We start from the raw sequence: 20,857 nt of genomic DNA on the forward strand, positions 1-20,857 counted from the left end.
AATGTTCAACGTAAATCAGATTAACGATGCATGGATTGCATCAGGACAAAAAGTAGCAGATCTTAATGCTAAATTGAATGCTGCTGTTTTGGATGACTCTTTTGACAAAAAGACATTCGAAAATTTAAAGAATGATCGAGACAATGAAATGGCACACCGTGATGCACTAAAAGGCCAACTTGACCAAGCACGTGCTGAGGCTGAAACAAACATTGGCGATGATAACAAGGTAACTGTTGTATCAGACAAGAATGGTCATAAAGCTTTTGCAAAAGGGATTCGAGACTTGTTGAGAGGAAAAGTAAAACACTTGAATCTTGTTTCAACCTCAAGCGATACTTCTTCAACCTCAGGGGCAGGATTGACAATTCCTCCAGACATTCAAACTCGGATCAACACATTGATTAGACAATATGATCAACTTCAATCACTAGTAAATGTTGAAAAAACATCTGTAGAAAAAGGTACACGAAATGTTGAAGTTTTTTCAACTATGAATGAGCTTGTGGAGCTTGATGACGAAGACGCTGATATTGGTGATAATGATGAACCAAAGCTTAAACCAGTTTCTTATGAAATCAAGAGATATGCTGGCATCAATAAAATCACTAATACACTTCTCAAAGACTCTGATGAAAATATCATAAATTGGATAGTAACATGGATTGCTAAAAAAGTTGTTGTGACACGCAATAAAAAGATTATTTTAGTTTTAAATACAGCTCCAAAGAAACCTACTATTGCTAAATGGGATGACATTATTGACTTGTCCGATGGTGCACTTGATCCGGCCATTTCAAATATTGGCGTCTTTTTGACTAATCAATCTGGGTGGGTAACGATTAAAAAAGTAAAAGATGCTATGGGAAATTACCTGATTCAGCGTGATCCACAAGGAAGTGTGCCAAAAGTTATTAATGATAAGCAAGTTGTGGTTGTTTCTGATAACTGGCTTCCGGACACAGCAAATAATGTTCATCCCCTTTATTTTGGAAGTTTCAAAGAAGGAGTTACATTATTCGATCGTGAAAATATGAGTTTAGCACAAACCACTGAAGGTGGAACATCATTTCAAAAGGACCAAACGTGGATTCGTGTTATTGATCGATTTGATGTCGAATCAGTTGATGAGGGGGCTTTTGCCGCTGGGTCTTTCTCGTCCGTTGCCGATCAAAAAGCTAACTTTACAGCTAGTGCAGCAGCAAATAACGGCTAAATCTATGTGTTGAGAGGCAAATTTTAAGCTTCGATTCAAACAGACATAGTACAATCGCCCACGAAATAGACAATAAGAGCGCATAGCTTTGGCGGTTTTTAAAGGAGCGTGCTTATGGCACAACTTGATGATCTAAAAGAGTCTTTAAAAATTGATGGTAGTGATGAAGACTCCGTAATTTCGGGATATTTAGAAGCTGCGACTCAATACGTAAAGGGCGCTGTTGGAGATGATAACAAATTCTGGAACGATGAAAAAGTAAAGCCACTTTTTAACATTGCCGTCTTATCATTAGCAGGAGCGTATTATACGTATCGCATTCCAATAGTTGATGTGCAGTCATATGAAATAGACTTAACTTTAAATAGCATAATTGGTCAACTTAGGGGAATGTACGCATTATCAGAAAGCGTGAATGAAAATGCCTAAGAAGTTTTTGTATAGCGACTTTAATCAACGCATTCAGTTTGGAACAGTAAAATCAGTTTTAAACGACAATATAGGAGATTACGATATAAAATTTATTGCTGATTTCAAAACGTGGTGCAAGCCATCGAAAAGATCAAGAATGCAGCAATATTCTCTGTATGGAACAAGCCTCAATGACTCGCTAGATTTAATAGTTAGGCATGATGACAGGATTTCAACTGAACTTAAAGCGTTATACAAGGGACAAGTGTACGACATATTAGTATATAACCCTAACGACGGAAATAACTATATGGCATATGATTATTTGACCATAAAAATCTCTAAAAAGAAGGAGGGAGTATAACGTGCCTAGTTTAGGTGAGCAAATGCAGTCTTTTTTTAAGCAAACTGGAAAATTAATTCCTAATGCTGGACAAAAATCTGAAATCACTGGCGCAGGTGCTAAAGTCTTTGCTGAACATTTGCAAGAGGTCACTAAAGAAAAGCATTATACAAAACATAATGATGTGAAATACGGGCATTTGGCTGATAATGTCGTTTATCAAAAAAACAATATTGACGGAGAAAAAGACGGTAGTAGTACAGTAGGTTTCGGTAAAAAAGCATTTGTCGCAAAGTGGTTAAACGATGGTACAAAGAAAATGAAGGGAGACCATTTTGTCGACAATGCACGCAGAGAGTCAGAGGAAAAAATATTTGAAGCTCAGAGAAAAAAATATGAAGAGCTAACTGGCGGTGACTACTAATGGACTTACCTGTTGTGCAGGCTAGAAAGCTTGTGGAAAGAAATAAATTAACTTGGATCGACAATGTTTATCAAGGCTCTGTTCCTGAAGGTGTTGTCAATGATACATCGACGACAGACGTCGTTATTAGTGAGTACGTTAATGAGCCTACCAGATACGCCAATTCAAGATTTAAAGGATGGGAAATTGGAGTAGAGGTTCAAATATTCTATGCAGAAAGTACGAAAATAAATATACAAGATGCTGAAATAACTTTTTTGAGAATTTTCGAAAATGATGGTTGGTCGGTTGATCAATCAAAGCATCATTCAAAAGACCCAGACACTGGCCAAGTTTCTAAGGTCTTTTATTTTACAAAAAAATTTAATTTGAAAGAAGGAATTTAAATATGCCAGAAGAAGCAGGTACAACCAGCCATGGCATTCGATGGGCTGAATTTGCCATTACTGATGATTTAGGAAAAGCGATTCTTGATGCAGAAGCAGGCGTCGATGCTAAAGGATATGTGAGAGTTGATGGTGATGGAGAAGGTACTACGCAGGCTAATATCACTGGTCTTGAAGAAGCGGGGCAAATAAAGTGGGCTAACAATCAAGCAAAAAGGGTCTCACACGGCATGCCACAACCACAGGTAGCGCTTATTTTGCTAGATATGCAACGCAAACTGCTTAACAAGCTAAAAGGGTATGTAAAAAGCGGCAAAACAGGGTACGTTCTTTCGTCTGGTAAAAAGCCGCACGTTGCTATGCTGCTTTGTTCAGAAGACCTTGACGGGACACTTCTTTACGAGGGTTTTGCGAATGGTGAGCTTATTGAACCTGGGCGCAATCACGGTACTGATAACAACAATCAGACGGAAGCAGACACAACTTTGACTTACCAAGCACTTACACCTATTCCAAACGGGACATTTATTGATGATAAGGGCGTTCAGCGGCCGTACAAAACTTTTGCTGAATCGGATGATAATTTTGCTGAGAATTTAATGCGGCAAGAAGTATTTGGGTTGCCAGACGGTACCCAAACTGGTTCAACAACGGGCAGTACGACTGGATCGACAACAGGAAGTACAACGAATCCTTAACATTTAAAAAAATATCAGCGCATTGTCGTTAAATGATAAGTGAAAGTCGCCTACTAAATTCACAGTACGCAAGGGCGGCTACTAAACTGGAGGAATTTATTTTGACTATAAAAATCAAAGCTACACAAATTGGAATCAAAAAACCTATTGAAATTAAACCGTCAGTGGATCTTCAAATTGAAAGCTCTAAAATAGGGCGGATGATGGTTCAGGCAAACGTTGATTCTCTAAGGCAACAAGTTGAAGAGGAACGCTTGAAAGAGACCGAGGATTCAGAAAATGAGAGCGAATCGACAAAAACTGAACTTGAAAAAATGGAAGATCAGTTGTTGGAATTGGAAAAACAGCAAAAAGAGTTAGACAAAGAAAAAGAAATAGTAGAATCATCGTTTAATTTTTTGAAAAATGTTTTAGGTCTGACTGATGAACAAGTAAAAAGCGCACACAGGAACTTAGCAGATTACACTCAGTTGATGGAATATGTAAGTTATGTTGTAGCACGTATTAAGGGGAGTTCTGACAAGCAAATTGAAGCATTGGCGAAGAAAGAGGAAATTATTCAAAAAGAGAAAGACCCAAAAAAAGATTAGCACGTCTTCGCAGATACATTTTCGATTCAAAAAATGAATGCGAAGATATAAATTTCTTGAAGCAACGTCTTTTCGTAGATTCAGGAGCACTCCCGAGCGATGTCGGTAGAGAAGATTACTTTGAACTGCTAGAAATATTAAAGGCTAAGCCGCGTGATAAACGACCTGTAACGGCTCATGACGCTTTTCGCAAACTACGTGGAGATTAAAAATTTGGGAAGGAGGTTAATTCATGGTAAAAGTTCAAAATGAAATGGCTACTCGTATTGCGATAGATACGGTTTCAGCTGCGAACAGTTTAAAAGGACTTCAAAGTGCTGTTAGTTCAGCTACAAATGCTTGGAAAGCACAAGAAACAGCTTTAAAAAGTGCTGGTGATAGTACTGGCGCAATAAAAGCTAAATATGATGGGCTTTCAGATGTCATTGAACGACAGAAGTCAAAAATAAATGAACTTAAGAGTAGACAGGCCGGATTAGATGTCGAGAATCAAAAAGATGCTGAAACGTATTTGAAACTGCAGAAACAAATTGATTCATCAACAAAACAACTTGCATCGTATGAAGCACAACAGCAACGGGCAAAATCCAGCATGACCTATTACACAAGCGGTCTTGCCGAACTGCAAAAGGGCTATCGACAAACGAACGAGGTTTCTAAGAGCTTTGTAGAGCGACTACAAGCTGAGGGAAAGGCAGAAGAAGCCAACAAAGCTAAAATGAGCGGTTTAAAACAGTCCTTAGCAAACCTTTCATCGCAATACTCTAAGCAACAAGAGGAGCTAAAGCGGGTCGCTAATGAATCAGGAGCCACTAGTGATGCTTATAAAAGGCAGCAAGTTCGATTAAATGAGACTGGAACGGCAATGGCTAAAACTAAGACTGAAATGAATGAGCTACGAGAGTCTATGAATAAAAAGCCTAGTGGTTTCATGGATGGAATAAAGGGAAAGTTAACAGATGTCAATGATAAAGCTGAAAAGACTTCGCATTTGTTTGGCACAATTTTAGGAGCTCATTTAGTCGCTAATGGGATAACCAATGTCCTTGCGTCTATCCAGGCACATTTTTCCGAGCTTAAAGATTCAGTTGTAGAGTACAACAATAAGCAGCAAACGATGAAAGCTACATGGGATACTTTGACAGGTAGTGATGGTGCTGGGACCAACATGGTTAATATAGGTAATAAATTAGCCACAGCATATAATCAAAATATTGATATAGTCGATGAACTTAATCAATCTTTTTATCATGTTTTTGATAATGCCCCTGAAACTGAAAAACTAACAAAATCGGTTTTGACTTTGGGTGATACGTTAAACTTATCAGATGAGAACGTAACTAGATTAGGCACAAACTTCACCCACATGCTGTCAAGTGGCAAGATGCAACTAGGCGACTTTAATATGATTAACGATCAGTTACCTATGTATGCTGAAAAAATGTTAGATTTCGAGAAAAGGCAGCAAAAGAATTCGAAACTAACGATGAGTGAGTTGCGAAAACAAATGAGTGCCGGAAAAATCAGTGCTAAAGATGCGGAAGCTGTAATGAACAGTTTAGGTGATAAATACCAAAAAGCGTCAGAAAACCTTATGAAAACAATACCTGGTATGGAACGTTCAATCAAAACTCAAATGCCAGCGCTAGTTAATGCTATCTACCAACCGATCGCTAACATGAAGTCTCCACTGATTGGACAAGCTACAAAATGGATTCAAGATCCGCAGACTAAGAAGGAATTTGCTGCAGTTGGGGATGCACTCCAGCTTCAAATGAAAGACATTATGGAAGCTTTTGGTGGAAAAAAGTTTGACGTTGGAAATGGGCTAGACAGTTTTTTATTCAATTTGCAAACCGGAATTGATAAATTAGGTGCAACGATTGTTGCTCACAAGGACCAGATAAAAGAACTATTTTCTTCCCTAAAGACAGCTTCTAAAACATCTTTTTCAGTTTTAGTGCAAACTTTAAAGGATCTTGAACCTGTTTTGAAAATTGTTGGGAAACTCGCTTCTGATCATCCTAAAATTTTTGCAGCAATTGCTGCAAATGGATTGTTGGCTAGCAAAGCTATTTCTGGTTTAGCTCTTGCCTTTAATGGACTAGGTATGCTAAAAGATACCTCTGGAAAATTGGCAGATATTGGTAAAAGAATGATCTTCAAGCCCAAAGTAGATGGAACCGAGGGAGAAAAAGAGCTTACATTATTCGCTAGAGCGATAAAGGGCACAGCCTCAGCAATTTGGAAGTCATTAAAATGGACTGCTAAGATTGCCTGGTCTGGTGCTAAAAAATCAGTGTCTCTTTTATGGTCTGGCATTAAGGGTACAGGGAAGTTAATAGGAAAAGGAATTAGCTTTACGGCTAAGATTGCTGTAAAAGGAGCTCAGCTAGCAATGGCTGGGCTTTTAAAAACTGCTAAAGTAACTGGGGCTGGTCTTAAATTAGCATTCAATTTTTTGAAAGCTAATCCTTTTATTTTGATTGTTACAGCTATAGTGGCTGTGGTAGCGGCATTGGTTGAACTGTATAAACATAACGCGAAGTTTAGAAAGTTTGTAAACGGACTAGTTAAGGCTGCACAAGATTGCTGGAAAAATGTAACTAAGTTTTTTAAAAATTTGTGGAAAGATACAGTAAAAGTTGTCACTAATATGTATAAAGGTGTAACAGGTTGGTTTGGCAACATGAAAAAGGGTATTTCTAATCATGTATCAAATACTTGGAAAGACACAAAAAAGCTTTTTGGTGATGGCTGGAAAGTAGTTTACAACGGGACTAAAGATGGAGCTAAAACAGTAGCTGCCAGATTTGGTGATATGAAAAAATGGGCTACTGATCATACTTCAAATATGTGGAAGTCTACTAAGTCAACGTTTAAAGATGGTATCAGTACTGTTGGTAATTGGACCAAGGATCATGCTAAAGACATATCTAATAAATTCAATAACATGAGATCATGGACGACCGATACTGTTAAAGACATGATGTCAAAAAATAAAGCAACGTTTAAAGACGGCTATAAAGTTACGCAAGATTACACAAGCACTTGGAATGACATCATGCATGGCAAATGGAACAAAGTTGGGAATGACTTAAAAAATATTGCAAGAAATTTGACTAAATTTCAAAAAGATATTTTTAAGGGCATGTACGACAAACTTAATAGCTTAACGGGTGGCCGACTTGGAGACATATTAAATACTTTTAAGTCTATTTTTGACAAAATAAAAGGCGTTGTATCCGGGGCTGTGAGCGCGGTTCATCGGTCATTTACTGATATTGTTCGTGGCGTATTAAAACCATTCAATGATATGTTATCTGGTTTGAAAAAAGGTATTAATTGGGTACTTGACAAAGTTGGAGCAGATAAGATTGGTGGTAGTTGGAGTGTATCGATGCCTAGCTATGCACAGGGCACTAAAGATACGCACAAAGGCGGACTGGCGCTAGTAAACGACGGTCAAGGAGCTAATTATCGTGAAATGTACCAGTTGCCCGGCGGTCAAATCGGTATGTTTCCTAAAGACAGAAACATGATTGTACCATTGCCCAAGGGTACTAGTGTTCTTGATGGCGATAGGTCTGCTAGTTTTGCTAAAATGCTGGGTATTCCTGCGTATAAGAAGGGCAAAGGCATTGGTTCGTTCTTCTCAGGTATGTGGGATAAAGGTAAAGATATCTTAGATGATGTAGATAAGATCATAGCGCATCCAATCGACTTTCTGAGTGGAGTATTTAAAAAGTTTGTTGGCGGTATATCAAGCGACATTAGTCTAGCTTCAGACATTATTACTCATTTTCCTGCAACAGTAGCCAAGAATGCCACAAAATGGATTAAAGACTTATTTAACAATGCAGATGGCGGTTTTGGTGATGCCGGTGGTGCCCATGGAAATCCGGGCGGTGCTGGTGTAGCTCGATGGAGAAAAGACGTAGTAAGAGCTCTTAAAGCAAATGGCTTTTCAGCTTCTGGCAGTCAAGTAAATGCATGGATGAAAGTTATTGCTCGTGAGTCTAATGGCAATCCTAGAGCAATTAACTTGTGGGATAGCAATGCTAAAAAAGGTGTGCCATCTATGGGGCTTGTTCAGACTATTGGACCTACCTTTAATTCCAATAAGTTCCCTGGTCACGGTGATGTCTATAACGGTTATGACGACTTACTTGCTGGTATTCACTATGCTGCTGCTACCTATGGGCGCGGTCCTCATATGTTTGCCAGAGTTTCAGGCCCTTTAGGTTATGCTAATGGCGGAATTATAGGCACTAATCAAATGATTGAAGTTGCCGAAGGGAATAAAAAAGAAGCAGTCATTCCAATGGTTGGGCAAAGCGCAAGAGCTTGGTCACTACTGAAAGAAGTTGTTGATAATTATGCCGATGGCCAATTTAGCGGGCAAAATGTTGTTTCAAAATTATCTGACCAAAAGGATAAACAAATTGAAAACCTAACGCAAAAAATAGAAATAATTTCGGAAAAGTTTGACACAGTATTACTGTTGATGAAACAACAAATTAAGGCTACAACTGACAGTGCGTTTTCAAAAGATGATTTGTATCGTAGACAAGCTTTAGATTCAAAGTTCAAAAATATCCAAACGTACTAATGAAAGCTTTATATTTCGACTCCAAACCCTTTTTATCTTGAAAAAGAGGTGATACAAATAAAAGATGCAAAACTGTACATTAAAATAGGCAATCAACCAGAAATAGATGCAGAAAGTATTGCACCAGGACTAGAGTTTTTGGGAGATGATGAAAACCCCAGCATAGCTAACGCCTATTTGAGCGACTCAGCTAAGGATGGGAACAGCTTTAATTATGCTACGTTTCAAAAAAATATAATTAATGCTGAATTCTGCGTTCATTTTGGAGACTATTATGAGTATAAATTTGCTAAAGCAAATATTTTTAGAAAGTTTATGACAAAAGAGTTGATAAGAATAAGAACTGATGCCGAGCCTGCAATAGTCAAATATGTCAGGGCAGCCCCATTCGAAATTAAGCCGATAAGTCCTGGAGCAAATGATGCTTTATTTACAATACCGTTTGATAATCCTAGCGGCTACAAGTATTCGCTTGGGTATTGTGATGACATTAAAGATTATCAATCAGAGCTGTGGCAGGTAGGTATGAATATGCCTTACGTGCAGCAAGCTCCTTATCAATTTGTTAATCCTACCAATTTCAGAGTATGGAATGCTAGTGATATTACTATTGATCCATATTATCAAAATCATCAACTACAGTTGATTATGAAACACGATGGATATGGTTTTAGTTTAATCAATCACACAACAGGAAAAGAATGGAGTTACACCGGCAAGACAACCAGTAGCGATACTATTTTATTAGACGGAATTAACACATTTAAAAACGGCAATATCGACAATAATAATACGGACTATGGATATTTAACACTTGCACCAGGCTGGAATGAGTTTTCAGTGGCTGGAATTGGTGACTTGGATATCCTATTTCATTTCAAATTTATTTATATAGGATAGGAGGTGATTAAAATAGAAGCAGTAGAAATCAAAGCTAGTATAGCTCAACATAAATATTTTTATTTTGGTTTTGAAGAAGCAACCACTAATACTAATCCTTGGGGTGCTAGACCTAGCTTGTGTGTGTCAAACAACGGCAGTGATTGGGACTTACTCACCTATCTTGATAATCTAGGCAACCTGCGAGATGGTGACATTACTAAAATTGGCGATTGGTATTACTTAATTGGCACTTTTGATATGTACAAGACACAGGATTTTGTAGACTTCACAACTCTTAATTTGCCCATTAAGACAAGTAGTTTTAAAACGGTTTGGGCCCCTGAATTTGTACTTGATAAAGATGGCAACTATCATATTGTCTATGCGGCAGGTGACTATAATCAGTACAACATGAGATTGTACATGGCTGATTTCAACCCAGAAACTGATGCAGCAACTAACTTACAACAATCTATCAATATTGACTTATCATCTTATAACTTTGATTTTGGTAACATTATTGACGGCGATGTCAAGATTATCAATGATAAGTATATTTTAGCCTTTGCAGGTAACTATTTATTTCAATCAGATAATCTATTAGGGCCGTACAAACCTATCAAAACTAATTTTGCTCCCGTACCACAGTTTTACGGGAAGAAAAGTAACCCAGTTGTTGGCTGGACCGAAGGACCGTACCTGGTAGTTGGTGGCGATAATGTGCGACTTTATTCAGATCAGACAGAAGGCGCTGGGGTAGTCTATCGTGAAGCTCAAATAAGCGATCTCACCAACTGGTCTGTGCAATCAGCAGTTAATGGCCCATTCAAAATGCGACATGGTTCCATACTTGTAAATGAAAGTGCATCAAAGATTTATACTCGTGAAGATGATGATGGTGATTTTGATGAGGTTGTAAAGGTTAAAGCTCTGCATAATGACCAGGTAGCACCTTTATCAATGGCTTGTATTCAGAGAAATACTTTCAATGTTCAATGGCAGGAAAACAGCACTTTCCAAGTTGCTTTTACCGCTGTACAGGATAACTCGCTCGCATACGCGCTAATAACTACTGAGGGCAGTGTATTTTTCAATGGCCAGGAGTATATCATTAAGAGCTGCATACCCGACTCGGTTAATGGGGTCGACTATAAGCAAGTAACTGCTATACATGTCTTTAATGAAATTTCACGAGTAAGACAACGCAACGTAAAAACAGGCACGCTAACTTATAACTCGCCGGCAGATGTATTGAGTTTTTATCTTAATGATAAAACAGCTAATCCTTTTGGCTTTACCTACAAGACGTATGGTAATTTCTCTAAACAACAGATCACTGATCTAGGTAATACTAGTGGTGCTGATATGCTAAGCAAGATTATCTCAACATGGTCAGATGATGGAGTAGTAATTTATCCTAATAACAAAGAAATAGGTGTATACACCAAAGGCGCATTTGAGAAAAGCTACGGTAGACGGATTGATTATATCCATGATTCTAGTGAAGTTAAGCTTACGGTTGATTCTACAAGTATTACTAACAGTGTAAAGATATTCCCTAAAGCACTTGACAACACAGGTGACAACACAGCTACTCAGTATGTTTTCTCACCTAAAATAGTGCAAGATGCAACTAGCATAAAAAAATGGGGACTACACCCAGCGGATGATTACAGTAATGAGAACTTTACAATAGAAAAAAACATGGAAAACTATGTGCTTAATTCGGTGTTAAGTCCTGATCCAACTGTAGCTATTGAAGTTACTAATGACAAAAATGAGATGCCAGTTGCGGGGGAAATAAGGCACTTGACCGTAGAGCCGATGGACTTTACTACAGATGTTTCCATTATCGGTTACACCTGGTATCCGTTCGATGACACGCAGCCTACTCAGCTAACCTTTGCCAATTTGCCAGCCACGGTTTTGAACCAGGACGCTAATATCAATAAGCAAATTAAAGCAGTTAACGCCTTGGCCAACGAGGCTTTGAACAGAGCAACTACAAGCATTGTAAATTATTACACTGCTACGGATCCGTCCAACAGTGCTGAAAATGTTATAAAAAATGGTGATTTGTGGACTAAGCCTATTCGCAAACAAAGCGTAGATCAGCCTAACGGCATAATGACCTTATCAGCATTGGAAAGTGATATTGCAGAAGAACCGGCAGCAGATGACACGACCAGGAATGGGAATGAAGTTAACAAGTATATTTCTAACTCGGACCAAAAAGTGCTAACTAGTGTATGGTCTGACGGAGAATGGGTTAATATCAACAATACTTTGACTATGGATAACATGGTAGGACACTTAGTTGATGTAGATAAACAAGTAGATGATGCTAAAGAGGGTATTCAAACAGCGGTAGATGCAGCTAATGCAGCAGACGCAAAAGGTGATCAAGCTATTCAGCAAGCTGGCTTTGCAACAAATACAGCCAATACAGCTAAGCAAGTAGCTGATAACCTGGCACCTGTCGTTGCACAAGTTAAATCTGACAGTGGTACAGCATTAACTCAATCCCAAACAGCTTTAACCAATGCTAAATCAGCATTGGACGCCTCAAGTAGTAATACTGATAAAATTACAAGCCTTGACAGTAGTATTGACACAGTGAATAAGAATTTGAGTGATACTAAAGCAGACTTGCAAAAGTCAATTTCAGATAATCAAACAACTATTTTTGACGTGTCGTCTGATTTATCTAAAGTTTCACAGAACTTGTCTGATACTAAGACTAGTTTAAAAACCATATCTGATTTAGCTACTCAGAATGGTAAAGATATTAATACTACAAACAGTACGGTTAATGGAATCAAAACGGATTTAGCTAATACTAAAGGTGATGTAACTGAGTTACAGACAACGGCTAGTGGACTCAGTGCAGATATGGTTAGTGCCAATGGAGACATTAGTTCATTAAAGGCTAGAGCTGGTAGCTTAGAGAGTAATATGTCAACGGCAACTGGTGATATTTCAACACTGAAACAAACCACAAATAGCTTAAGTTCACAGATGTCGGGTAAAGTTGATACTACAGTTTACCAATCTGATAAGACACAGACCGCCAACAGTATTTCTAATGTGGTGACTAAGCTTGATAGCATTCAAATTGGTGGAGCTAACTTATGGTCAGGTACAAAAAATTTTAATAGTCAGTACTGGTATTCTGCGAATGCAACACTTATAACCGATAGTGAAGTTCCTGGCTTTTCTATAGTAAAGTCAACTACAAATTGGGGTTCATTTAGAAACAATCAAAGTATTACATTTGAGAAAAATGTACCCTATACTGTTTCAGTTTATGCTAAAGGTGCTTCATCAGGCAATATGTATTTAACATTTTATACTTCAAATGACTCTGGAATTGCGCTGGGAAAATATTTAACAGCATCTGTTACTGATGATTATGTAAGATATTCTGTTACTTTTATTGGAGATGGAAATACCTATAATGCAACAAGAATTGAACCACATGGCACATGGAGCAATGTAGGCAACTCTGTATATTTTTATGCTCAAAAGTTAGAAAAAGGTAACGTTGCTACTGATTACAGTAGGGCAGATGCAGATAAGGCTAATCAAAATGATTTCTCCGCAGTTTCTCAAAAGGTCGATAGTATAACTAATACCGTTTCATCTCATACAGGGGATATATCGCAGCTTAAACAATCAGCTACAACGATGCAATCTGATATTAAAGATAATGCTGATAACATTAGCTCTGTTAAGCAGACAGCTACTAAGCTATCTAGCGATATGCAGAATAAGGTAGATAGTTCTACTTACACGACAGATAAGACTCAGACAGCTAAAGATATATCATCTAAAGCTAGTCAAACTGATTTTAATACTCTGAAAGGTACGGTTAACACACAGGGAACTACAATTAGCCAGAATAGTAAAGATATAGCTCTCAAAGCTAACTCAACAGATGTGAACAATTTAACTGGACGAGTTTCTACGGCTGAAAGTAACATTACAGCTAATGCTAATGCTATTACTCAAAAAGTATCAGCTAACGATGTTCAAAATATGCTTACTCCTTACGCTACTCAAACTTATACTCAATCACAGATTAAACAGTCTGCTGATGGAATAAACAGTAATGTAACAAAATTGCAAAACCAGGTTAATAATACTCAAATAGGTGGGGCTAATCTATTAACAGGTACAAGTGCTTCTTTAGTTCCAGTAAAGGATATTACTGGAGGATATGCTGGCTTTACTCAAAAAGTAACTGGTATCGTTCCGGGACAACCCTACACAGGACAAGCAACAGTTAATATTCCGAGTACAAACTCAGGAGCAGCTAAGATAAAAATAGATTGGTATAACACTTCTGGGAATCTTATTTCAACCGCTGTTGGTGACACAGCACCTAATACGGGTGTTACTACAACAATTAAAATTACAGCAACAGCTCCAAGTAACACTAGTTTTGCTGTATATCATGTTGATAAAGGCATTCAAAGTGAAAAATGGAACTTGGGAATGGAAAAACTCGAAAAGGGTAATGTAGCTACTGATTACTCAGTTGCGGATGCAGATTTAGCTACCGTCACAGCTCTTTCTAGTGTAAGTCAGAAAGCTGACAGTATTTCTCAAACTGTTACTAATAATAAGAGTGATGCAGATAGTAAGTTTACAAATATCAATCAAACAATAAGTGGTATTCAGTCAACGGTTGCTAATAAGGCTGAATCAAGCGTAGTTACTCAACTAGCTAACGTAGTGCAAACTAAAGTGTCAACTGATGATTATAATTCTAAAATTACTCAGCTCTCAAATGATATAAATTTGCGTGTAAGCAAAGGTAATGTCATTTCTCAAATGAACCAGGAGGCTGGTGGCAATACACTTATTCAAGTCTCGAACGGCAAAGGTAAGTTGTATTTAGACGCAGCTAGCGTTGTGTTTGGTGGAAATGCGTTTATTTCAGATGCTATGATTACTAATCTATCTGTTAATAAGCTGACAGGAAACTATATTACCACAGCTGGGCTACACCAAACAGGTAATGGTATGGACACGTGGATAGATCAAAATGGTATTCATCAGTCTAGTGGTGGTCAAGATACGTGGATAAAAAATGGGGTTATTGAGACCAATATTGTGAACGCTAAGGATTACATGCATATTGGCAATTACGATACTGATCCTAGATTGAAGTGGGGCATAAACGTAACTAAAAGCGGTATTGAGATGCAAACACCTGTAAAGTTAAATGGGCACACTTCAAACAACGCAAGCGATTACGAGACAGAGATTCAAGGATATGTACGTGGCTTTGGGTGGAACTATCAAAAGGCTACCGCAAAGGGGAGTGGTGAGTCTGGCATATTAATCGGATTAACTCCACAACAGTGGTGGGGAAATCCTTATGGCGGTGATCAGGTCAGAATTGGAAGTCTGTCTCCTGTTGATGGTAGTACCTCAATTGAAGATGCCGCAGCCGTTGGTGGTCTTTTATACTCTCCAACGGGGGTTGGTGTCACAAATGGTTTTATTGGAACGACATTTTTAGATGATGTTCAGTTGACATCAACAACTTATTTTGGATCAGGTAAGCAACTGAAAGCTTACAATTCAGGTAATGATGTTCATTTTGTTCCTGCTTCAGGTGATATCTGGTTCGATACTAATGGCCACAAATTCCATTTCGGTGGATTTTCAACAGATGGTGGTTCTTGGTTCAACGAAACAGGTAAATTTTATTACTGGAATAATAGTGGCGGAAGAGGACAACTGCTAGCTGGTGATGTTACGTACGATAGCTTAACGCATAGGTCACGCTTAAGCGTCAAGAAAGATGTTACTAAACTGGAACTTGGTGTATTAGCTGATAAGATTCTAAACATCGACTTAGCGTCATATCATTATAAAGATGAAGCAAGCAGTAATAAGCTCCATTATGGGCAAGTTATCGACAATGTTAACAATAAAAAGAAGTTTAAACTAGATGATATTTTTATTAACGATGAAGGGACTGGAGTCAATGAAAGTAACTTGATTACAGGATTAATTGATACAGTACAACAGCAGCAAAAAGAAATAGACAGCTTGAAAAAGAAAGTTGAGAAGTTAGCAGCTTAATAAGATTTAGTAGTCGCCGGATATGGCGGCTATTTTTATAGTCTCGTAAAAATGAATCAAGACATCAAACACGCTAATAGTAACAGAGATACAAGAAAGGAAAAATAAAATGACAAAGACTTTAGAATTCAAAAATTTTCAAATTGTAAATTTAGCAAACTTTTTAATCAAGCTTAAGCTTAAAAATTTGGCAAGCATCGGTAGAACTCGATTGGTTGAAAGATTGAGTGAAAAAGCAAAAGAACAAGATAAAGATGCTGATGAGATTCGTGGCGAATACTTTCAGAAAGACGACCATGGCAAATTTGTGGTAGGGAAAGATAGCAAACTACAGTTGCTAGAAGGAAAAAAACTTGAAGACGTAAATAAAGCTTTTGATGAACTTACAGATTCAGAAGTGATTATTGAATTCACAGAGTATGGTAAAAAGCTAAAAGCTCTATATGATGCTTTAGTAAATTATGAATATGAGCTTTCAGGATCAGATGCTGAAAATTACGAGCTTGTTTTGACGCAGTTGGAAAAGAATTTTGAGGGGGAAAATAAATAATGTTAGCAATTAATTTGAACAATTTAAACTATCAATTTGACAATAATGGTAACACTGCAGCAGTTAACATCGGTTTTGTTTCATATGACACTGATAATTCTGGCAATAGCATTAATGCTTATCTTCGATTACTGCCGGCAGACTTAGAGCAAGATAAGACTTTTGATGACTACAACAAGAAACAACTTACAGAAATTGGGCGTAAAAAGTTAGCTGCGCTTACAGCATATACAGAACCGACAGCAACACCGACTACAGCACAATAAGGAGGTTAAATTATGGCAGAATTACCAAGCCTCAGTCTTGAATATGAACCATCTCCATTGCTAGGTGGCGAGATGTATAGCTCTCATAACCGTAACTGGTCCAAGCTTAATAATTATGGAAGCAGCTTAAATGCATGGCTACAGGGTGTTATGGCTGGTTATGATTTACGTTTTAACCAACAAATACAAAATTCTCCACAACCTAGTGAAGTTACAGATGCACGAATTGATGTACATGGTAAAACTTATTCCACTTTAAAAGCTCGATTAGATGAAGAACAAACTGAAACACCACAATTTCTTGACTTAGATAAATTTAGTACAGATTTAGTTTCACTTAAATTAAGAGATTTGGGTACGAATAGTGGACTTAATATTAGTTATACAAAAATTAGTGATGTAACTATTCCAGATGTTCAAACAGGATATGAAAGTACAACGGTAGATAAAATTTCAATTATTGATCAAGGAAGTGTAACTATATGATAAAAATTGTTGGATTAACATATGTTGATGCAGATGGAGATGAACACCAATGTTATGTTGAAAGTTCAATTGATAGCGTACATGGATTATCAAATCAGTTAAATAACATTAACTCTCAACTGTCTCAATTAAATAGCATTAAAGCACGTATTACACGATTAGAGAACAAATAGAAAGGTTTTGATAATAAAATGGCAAATGCTAATACAGTTCAATTACACGATAAAGATGGAAATACAATTTTACCTCAAACAGATTATTCTAATATTACCAACAAGCCTAATTTAAATAATATTGGAAATATTCCTGCATTTACAGGTTGGTCAAGTGCTGGAGTTACTTTTTATAATGGTGGTAAAAACTATAATGATGCAACAATTTTAACTTACCGCTATATACAAATGGGGAATATTAAATTAGTAGAACTTAAAGGAGCCGCAACAAACTTAACCAATGTAGGGTCAGCATTTGGTATTCCTTCGAGTGTAGCGCCAGATCACAGTGTATATGCAATTTCACCAACAGCAGGAAGCAATACTTTGAGGTGGCATTGTTCAGGTAGTGATGGAGTTTGGACTATTGAAGCTTCTAGTACAGGTGCTATTACAGCACAGCAGTTTTTACCAATCAACATTGTCTATATGACGACAAATAGCTAATAAGCCAAGCTCAAAGCTAGGCTATTTTTTTACACAAAAATAGTGGTGGGCGGGTAGGAAAAAGGAAGTGGTGAGTTGCAGGAAAAAGAAGATGTAAATGTCATTGAACTTCTGATGGATATTCAACAGCGCTTAGCGAAAGTTGAAACAAATACGTCTGGGCTTAATAAAATTGGTGAGAAAGCTGATAAAGCCTACGCAATGTCCAAACAGAACGCAGAGGATATCAAAGATATCAAGTCGGATAACAAATGGAACTGGCGCACGACCATTGTGGCTATCGTGATTCCGATCGCCTTGTACTTAGTCGAAAAGTTTATTTAGGAGGAATTTATTTATGAATAATGTAGCAGATTTAATTATTAGCATTGCAGTAGTAGCTATTCCAGTGATTGGTGGCTTTGTTGCAAAGGCTTTGCTTAACAATAAAACAGCACTTGCAGTTTTGAATGCGATTGGGCCGCTGGCGAAAGCGGCTGTGGTCGCAGTTGAAAAATTAGGCGTAGATCAATACTTAGAAGGAGAACTCAAAAAGAGTAAAGCTGTTCAATTTGTGCTAGAAGGGTTAGCTAAGTTAGGCTTTACCAAAGCTGACCAAGATATTGTAGCTAACGCAGTTGAGAAAGCCTACGCTGATTTGTCCGCTAATTTGGAAAAGGTATACCCACAGAAAACTGAGGCAGAGCTTACCGCTGATGAAAAGGCAATTCAAAAGAAAGAGTTAGAGGATCAGATCGCTAAGGAACAGCAAGAATTACAGAGCAAGCAACAAAAATTAGCTGCTATGCAAAATGTTCAAGACTAACTAGGAGGTAATCCTTTGAAAATTAAAAAAATATTGATTGGGGCAGCCATTTTGGTTGCTCCATTTTTGTGGGCTAATTCAGCGCATGCAATGACTCAGTCAGTGACGCAGCCTCGTGCTGATATGGTCGATGTTAGCTCAAATAACGGTTACGTATCTGTTTCAGATTATCAACAAATGAAGTCGCAAGGTGTTAAAGCAGTTGTTGTTAAAGCGACAGAAGGTGATTGGTATAAAAACCCATACGCTAAATCGCAAGCACAAAACGCTGATAAGGCTGGTCTTGCACTGAACTTCTATCATTTCAGCCATCTTACCAGCGTTCAAGATTCTATTAACGAAGCTAATTATTTTGCAAATTATGTAAAGTCAATTACTTCTGACAAACACGTTGTAATGGTAAATGATAGCGAATCTACAGCTTTGTATTACACCTTCGCACAAAATAATCTATTTAATGACATATTTTACAAGCAATTAAATAAATTAGGGTATTACTCGACTGATCTTTATACTAGTGAAAGCTGGAATAATTATCACTTTAGTACAAATAGTGCAAATAAAGGGTGGATTGCTGGTTATCCTGGCATACCAACGGGAACACGCAATTCAACCAATAACTCATGGCAGTGGGGATCGGATTTTCAATTTTGGAATATGCTTGGTCGCAATTTTGACGTTTCTCAAAACTACAATGATAAGTATTATCATGTTGGCACGTCTAACGCTTCAAGCCCTGCACAAGCAATCCATAACGGAACTGCTACAGCTACGACAGATAAGTTAAATGCAGGCGATACCGTTTATATTAAAACGGCAGCAAATAAGTATTACGGATCCAACACTACGATTCCTAAGTTCGCAAAGAATAAGAACTATCACGTTCTATCTGCTAGTGGCAATCGTGTAGTAATTAAAGAAATTATGTCTGCTGTAAATCGTACAGATGTAGTTAAGGTGCAGGCTCAAACTCAAAGCATATCTAACAACGTTTCTGGAACATTTAATGATGACGGATATACAATTAACCGCGAGAACGGTACATTCACAGCTAAAACAGCTTTGAGAGTGTTTGCTTATCCAGGAGTAAAACCGACCGGAGCAACATACTATCCAGGCGAGTCCGTTAAGTATGACGGTTACTATGTACGTGGCAACTATGTATATATTAGCTATGTAAATTGCGCTGGTTATCATCATTACATTGCAGTACGGGAAAACGGAGTACCACTGGGAACATTTAGATAATATAACTGCCCGACATTTTTGTCGGTCAGTCGTAAAGCAACAACACGTTTAATCGATTCAACATCGAAAAGCCTATCTCTCAAATGGGGTAGGCTTATTTTTTGTGCTCATTAATCTATAATTTTTTTGCTAGCGTATGCGGTAAGCTTGATTGCTGTCTCAAGTCGAAGATTTTTAATTTTCCTACGCCCATGCCGCATCTCAAGGATCGCATTGCGGGACACACCGGTCTCTTTTTCAATCTTCCAGCCAGACAAATCACTATTTAGCAGTTTTTGTATCATATCTGGATCGGCTATCATCAATCTTCGTCTTCCCCTTCCAAAAATTCATAGTCTTCAATGAGTTTATGTTCTTTCAAGTCTTTCAATACACCTTCAATGGTCGAATGCTGATTGAAAATATCACAAAGATCTTCGTATTCATCTTCACTCATTATCGAGTCATTGAAGAGGTCTGAAAAAGCAGCCCAGTCTTCACGGTTGTCGCCTACTAATTCCATGTCCAAAATGTTTCCTGTGATGCCTTCAGCAGTTTCTTTAACTTCAACTTCTAGCTTTGCCATCTTTTCTTCATCTTCCTTTTCTTCAACTTCTTCAATAGCAGCTTTTGCAATTTCGTCTAACATATCTTCATCGCCAGCGGCTTCAACATGTAGCTCGTTTGTATCAAGGTCAATGAAAATTTTAGATGCGACTAATTTGCCAGCCTCTGCGTGAGAAATTTTTTCACCCTTAAATTCTGAAAAATTGATATTTCCTGATTTGTAAAAACCTAAGTCTAAAAGTGGTGATTCTTCAACATTGAAGTAAAGACGGTTCTTACCATAGTTTTTCCATTCTTTCCATTCGCTCTGTAAAGCTTTTTCCAAGTTCAATTTTTCAATTTTCATTTTAATTTCCTCCTCGTATTTATCTTACAAGACTATAGTAACGCACACATAAAGAAACGTCAACATAAATGTGCTATTATTTTAAAATTTATTTATGCGTGCAGTAAAAGCCTCCGTCTCATTTGAGATGGGGGCTTATTTTTTGTGCAACCAATTGCAACAAAATTGCATCGCTTTACAAAATAACACATTACTATATAATAGTAGAGAACTTAAAAATACTATAAAACCGGTATTTGTTAATTATCATATTAGTCTATATTCTTCTAAGAACGCCTGCAGCCGGCATA

Annotated in this window: 21 protein-coding genes; 19 read left to right on the forward strand and 2 right to left on the reverse strand. The window is 37.6% G+C overall.

Annotated elements, in window-relative coordinates; genetic code table 11:
- Position 1: 1 nt before the first annotated feature.
- The 19 genes from FC81_RS02945 (at position 2) to FC81_RS03025 (ending at position 19,675) form a co-directional block, all read left to right on the forward strand.
- Positions 2 to 1,216, forward strand: a complete 1,215-nt coding sequence (locus FC81_RS02945) for a phage major capsid protein (protein WP_057742858.1) — start codon at positions 2 to 4, stop codon at positions 1,214 to 1,216.
- Between the two features lie 114 nt (positions 1,217 to 1,330).
- Positions 1,331 to 1,645, forward strand: coding sequence for a head-tail connector protein (locus FC81_RS02950; RefSeq protein WP_057742860.1), 315 nt, complete (start codon positions 1,331 to 1,333; stop codon positions 1,643 to 1,645).
- Complete coding sequence (locus FC81_RS02955; protein ID WP_057742887.1) at positions 1,638 to 1,991, forward strand: phage head closure protein; 354 nt, start codon at positions 1,638 to 1,640, stop codon at positions 1,989 to 1,991. The genes FC81_RS02950 and FC81_RS02955 overlap by 8 nt, the downstream gene beginning before the upstream one ends.
- Before the next feature lies 1 nt (position 1,992).
- A complete protein-coding gene (locus FC81_RS02960) occupies positions 1,993 to 2,394 on the forward strand; it encodes an HK97-gp10 family putative phage morphogenesis protein (protein ID WP_235804621.1) in 402 nt (133 codons plus the stop codon).
- The gene (locus FC81_RS02965) at positions 2,394 to 2,780 is read left to right on the forward strand and encodes a DUF806 family protein (protein ID WP_057742861.1); all 387 of its coding nucleotides are present in this window, start codon (positions 2,394 to 2,396) and stop codon (positions 2,778 to 2,780) included. Before FC81_RS02960 ends, FC81_RS02965 begins: the two co-directional genes overlap by 1 nt.
- A 2-nt stretch (positions 2,781 to 2,782) precedes the next feature.
- Positions 2,783 to 3,478, forward strand: coding sequence for a phage tail protein (locus tag FC81_RS02970; protein ID WP_083478729.1), 696 nt, complete (start codon positions 2,783 to 2,785; stop codon positions 3,476 to 3,478).
- A gap of 101 nt (positions 3,479 to 3,579) precedes the next feature.
- Positions 3,580 to 4,068 carry a phage tail tube assembly chaperone gene (locus FC81_RS02975; protein ID WP_057742863.1) on the forward strand — a complete coding sequence of 163 codons (489 nt, stop codon included), beginning with the start codon at positions 3,580 to 3,582 and terminating at the stop codon, positions 4,066 to 4,068.
- A gap of 56 nt (positions 4,069 to 4,124) precedes the next feature.
- Positions 4,125 to 4,277, forward strand: coding sequence for a hypothetical protein (locus FC81_RS11035; RefSeq protein ID WP_164477446.1), 153 nt, complete (start codon positions 4,125 to 4,127; stop codon positions 4,275 to 4,277).
- A gap of 23 nt (positions 4,278 to 4,300) precedes the next feature.
- Positions 4,301 to 8,680, forward strand: coding sequence for a tape measure protein (locus FC81_RS02980; protein ID WP_057742865.1), 4,380 nt, complete (start codon positions 4,301 to 4,303; stop codon positions 8,678 to 8,680).
- 48 nt (positions 8,681 to 8,728) lie between these two features.
- The gene (locus FC81_RS02985; RefSeq protein ID WP_057742867.1) at positions 8,729 to 9,580 is read left to right on the forward strand and encodes a phage tail domain-containing protein; all 852 of its coding nucleotides are present in this window, start codon (positions 8,729 to 8,731) and stop codon (positions 9,578 to 9,580) included.
- A gap of 3 nt (positions 9,581 to 9,583) precedes the next feature.
- Positions 9,584 to 15,661, forward strand: a complete 6,078-nt coding sequence (locus tag FC81_RS02990; protein WP_057742868.1) for a phage tail protein — start codon at positions 9,584 to 9,586, stop codon at positions 15,659 to 15,661.
- 109 nt (positions 15,662 to 15,770) lie between these two features.
- Positions 15,771 to 16,211 carry a DUF1617 family protein gene (locus FC81_RS02995; RefSeq protein WP_057742870.1) on the forward strand — a complete coding sequence of 147 codons (441 nt, stop codon included), beginning with the start codon at positions 15,771 to 15,773 and terminating at the stop codon, positions 16,209 to 16,211.
- Positions 16,211 to 16,477, forward strand: a complete 267-nt coding sequence (locus FC81_RS03000) for a hypothetical protein (protein WP_057742872.1) — start codon at positions 16,211 to 16,213, stop codon at positions 16,475 to 16,477. The genes FC81_RS02995 and FC81_RS03000 overlap by 1 nt, the downstream gene beginning before the upstream one ends.
- 12 nt (positions 16,478 to 16,489) lie before the next feature.
- Complete coding sequence (locus FC81_RS03005) at positions 16,490 to 16,963, forward strand: hypothetical protein (RefSeq protein ID WP_057742873.1); 474 nt, start codon at positions 16,490 to 16,492, stop codon at positions 16,961 to 16,963.
- Complete coding sequence (locus FC81_RS10865; RefSeq protein ID WP_157054683.1) at positions 16,960 to 17,136, forward strand: hypothetical protein; 177 nt, start codon at positions 16,960 to 16,962, stop codon at positions 17,134 to 17,136. The genes FC81_RS03005 and FC81_RS10865 overlap by 4 nt, the downstream gene beginning before the upstream one ends.
- Before the next feature lie 18 nt (positions 17,137 to 17,154).
- The gene (locus FC81_RS03010) at positions 17,155 to 17,622 is read left to right on the forward strand and encodes a hypothetical protein (protein WP_057742875.1); all 468 of its coding nucleotides are present in this window, start codon (positions 17,155 to 17,157) and stop codon (positions 17,620 to 17,622) included.
- Positions 17,623 to 17,697: 75 nt separating this feature from the next.
- Positions 17,698 to 17,946, forward strand: a complete 249-nt coding sequence (locus tag FC81_RS03015; RefSeq protein ID WP_057742877.1) for a hemolysin XhlA family protein — start codon at positions 17,698 to 17,700, stop codon at positions 17,944 to 17,946.
- Between the two features lie 13 nt (positions 17,947 to 17,959).
- Complete coding sequence (locus tag FC81_RS03020; RefSeq protein WP_057742879.1) at positions 17,960 to 18,427, forward strand: phage holin; 468 nt, start codon at positions 17,960 to 17,962, stop codon at positions 18,425 to 18,427.
- Positions 18,428 to 18,478: 51 nt separating this feature from the next.
- Positions 18,479 to 19,675 (forward strand): GH25 family lysozyme, encoded by a 1,197-nt coding sequence (locus tag FC81_RS03025; protein ID WP_157054685.1) that lies wholly within the window; start codon positions 18,479 to 18,481, stop codon positions 19,673 to 19,675.
- A 110-nt stretch (positions 19,676 to 19,785) separates the two neighbouring features.
- On the opposite strand, the gene FC81_RS03030 is transcribed toward FC81_RS03025, so the two are convergent.
- Positions 19,786 to 19,977 carry a hypothetical protein gene (locus FC81_RS03030; protein WP_057742883.1) on the reverse strand — a complete coding sequence of 64 codons (192 nt, stop codon included), beginning with the start codon at positions 19,975 to 19,977 and terminating at the stop codon, positions 19,786 to 19,788.
- Positions 19,977 to 20,567 carry a hypothetical protein gene (locus tag FC81_RS03035; RefSeq protein WP_057742885.1) on the reverse strand — a complete coding sequence of 197 codons (591 nt, stop codon included), beginning with the start codon at positions 20,565 to 20,567 and terminating at the stop codon, positions 19,977 to 19,979. Before FC81_RS03035 ends, FC81_RS03030 begins: the two co-directional genes overlap by 1 nt.
- Between the last annotated feature and the right edge of the window lie 290 nt (positions 20,568 to 20,857).

Source organism: Liquorilactobacillus capillatus DSM 19910 (genome assembly GCF_001434915.1).
In the GTDB taxonomy this organism is placed as follows: domain Bacteria; phylum Bacillota; class Bacilli; order Lactobacillales; family Lactobacillaceae; genus Liquorilactobacillus; species Liquorilactobacillus capillatus.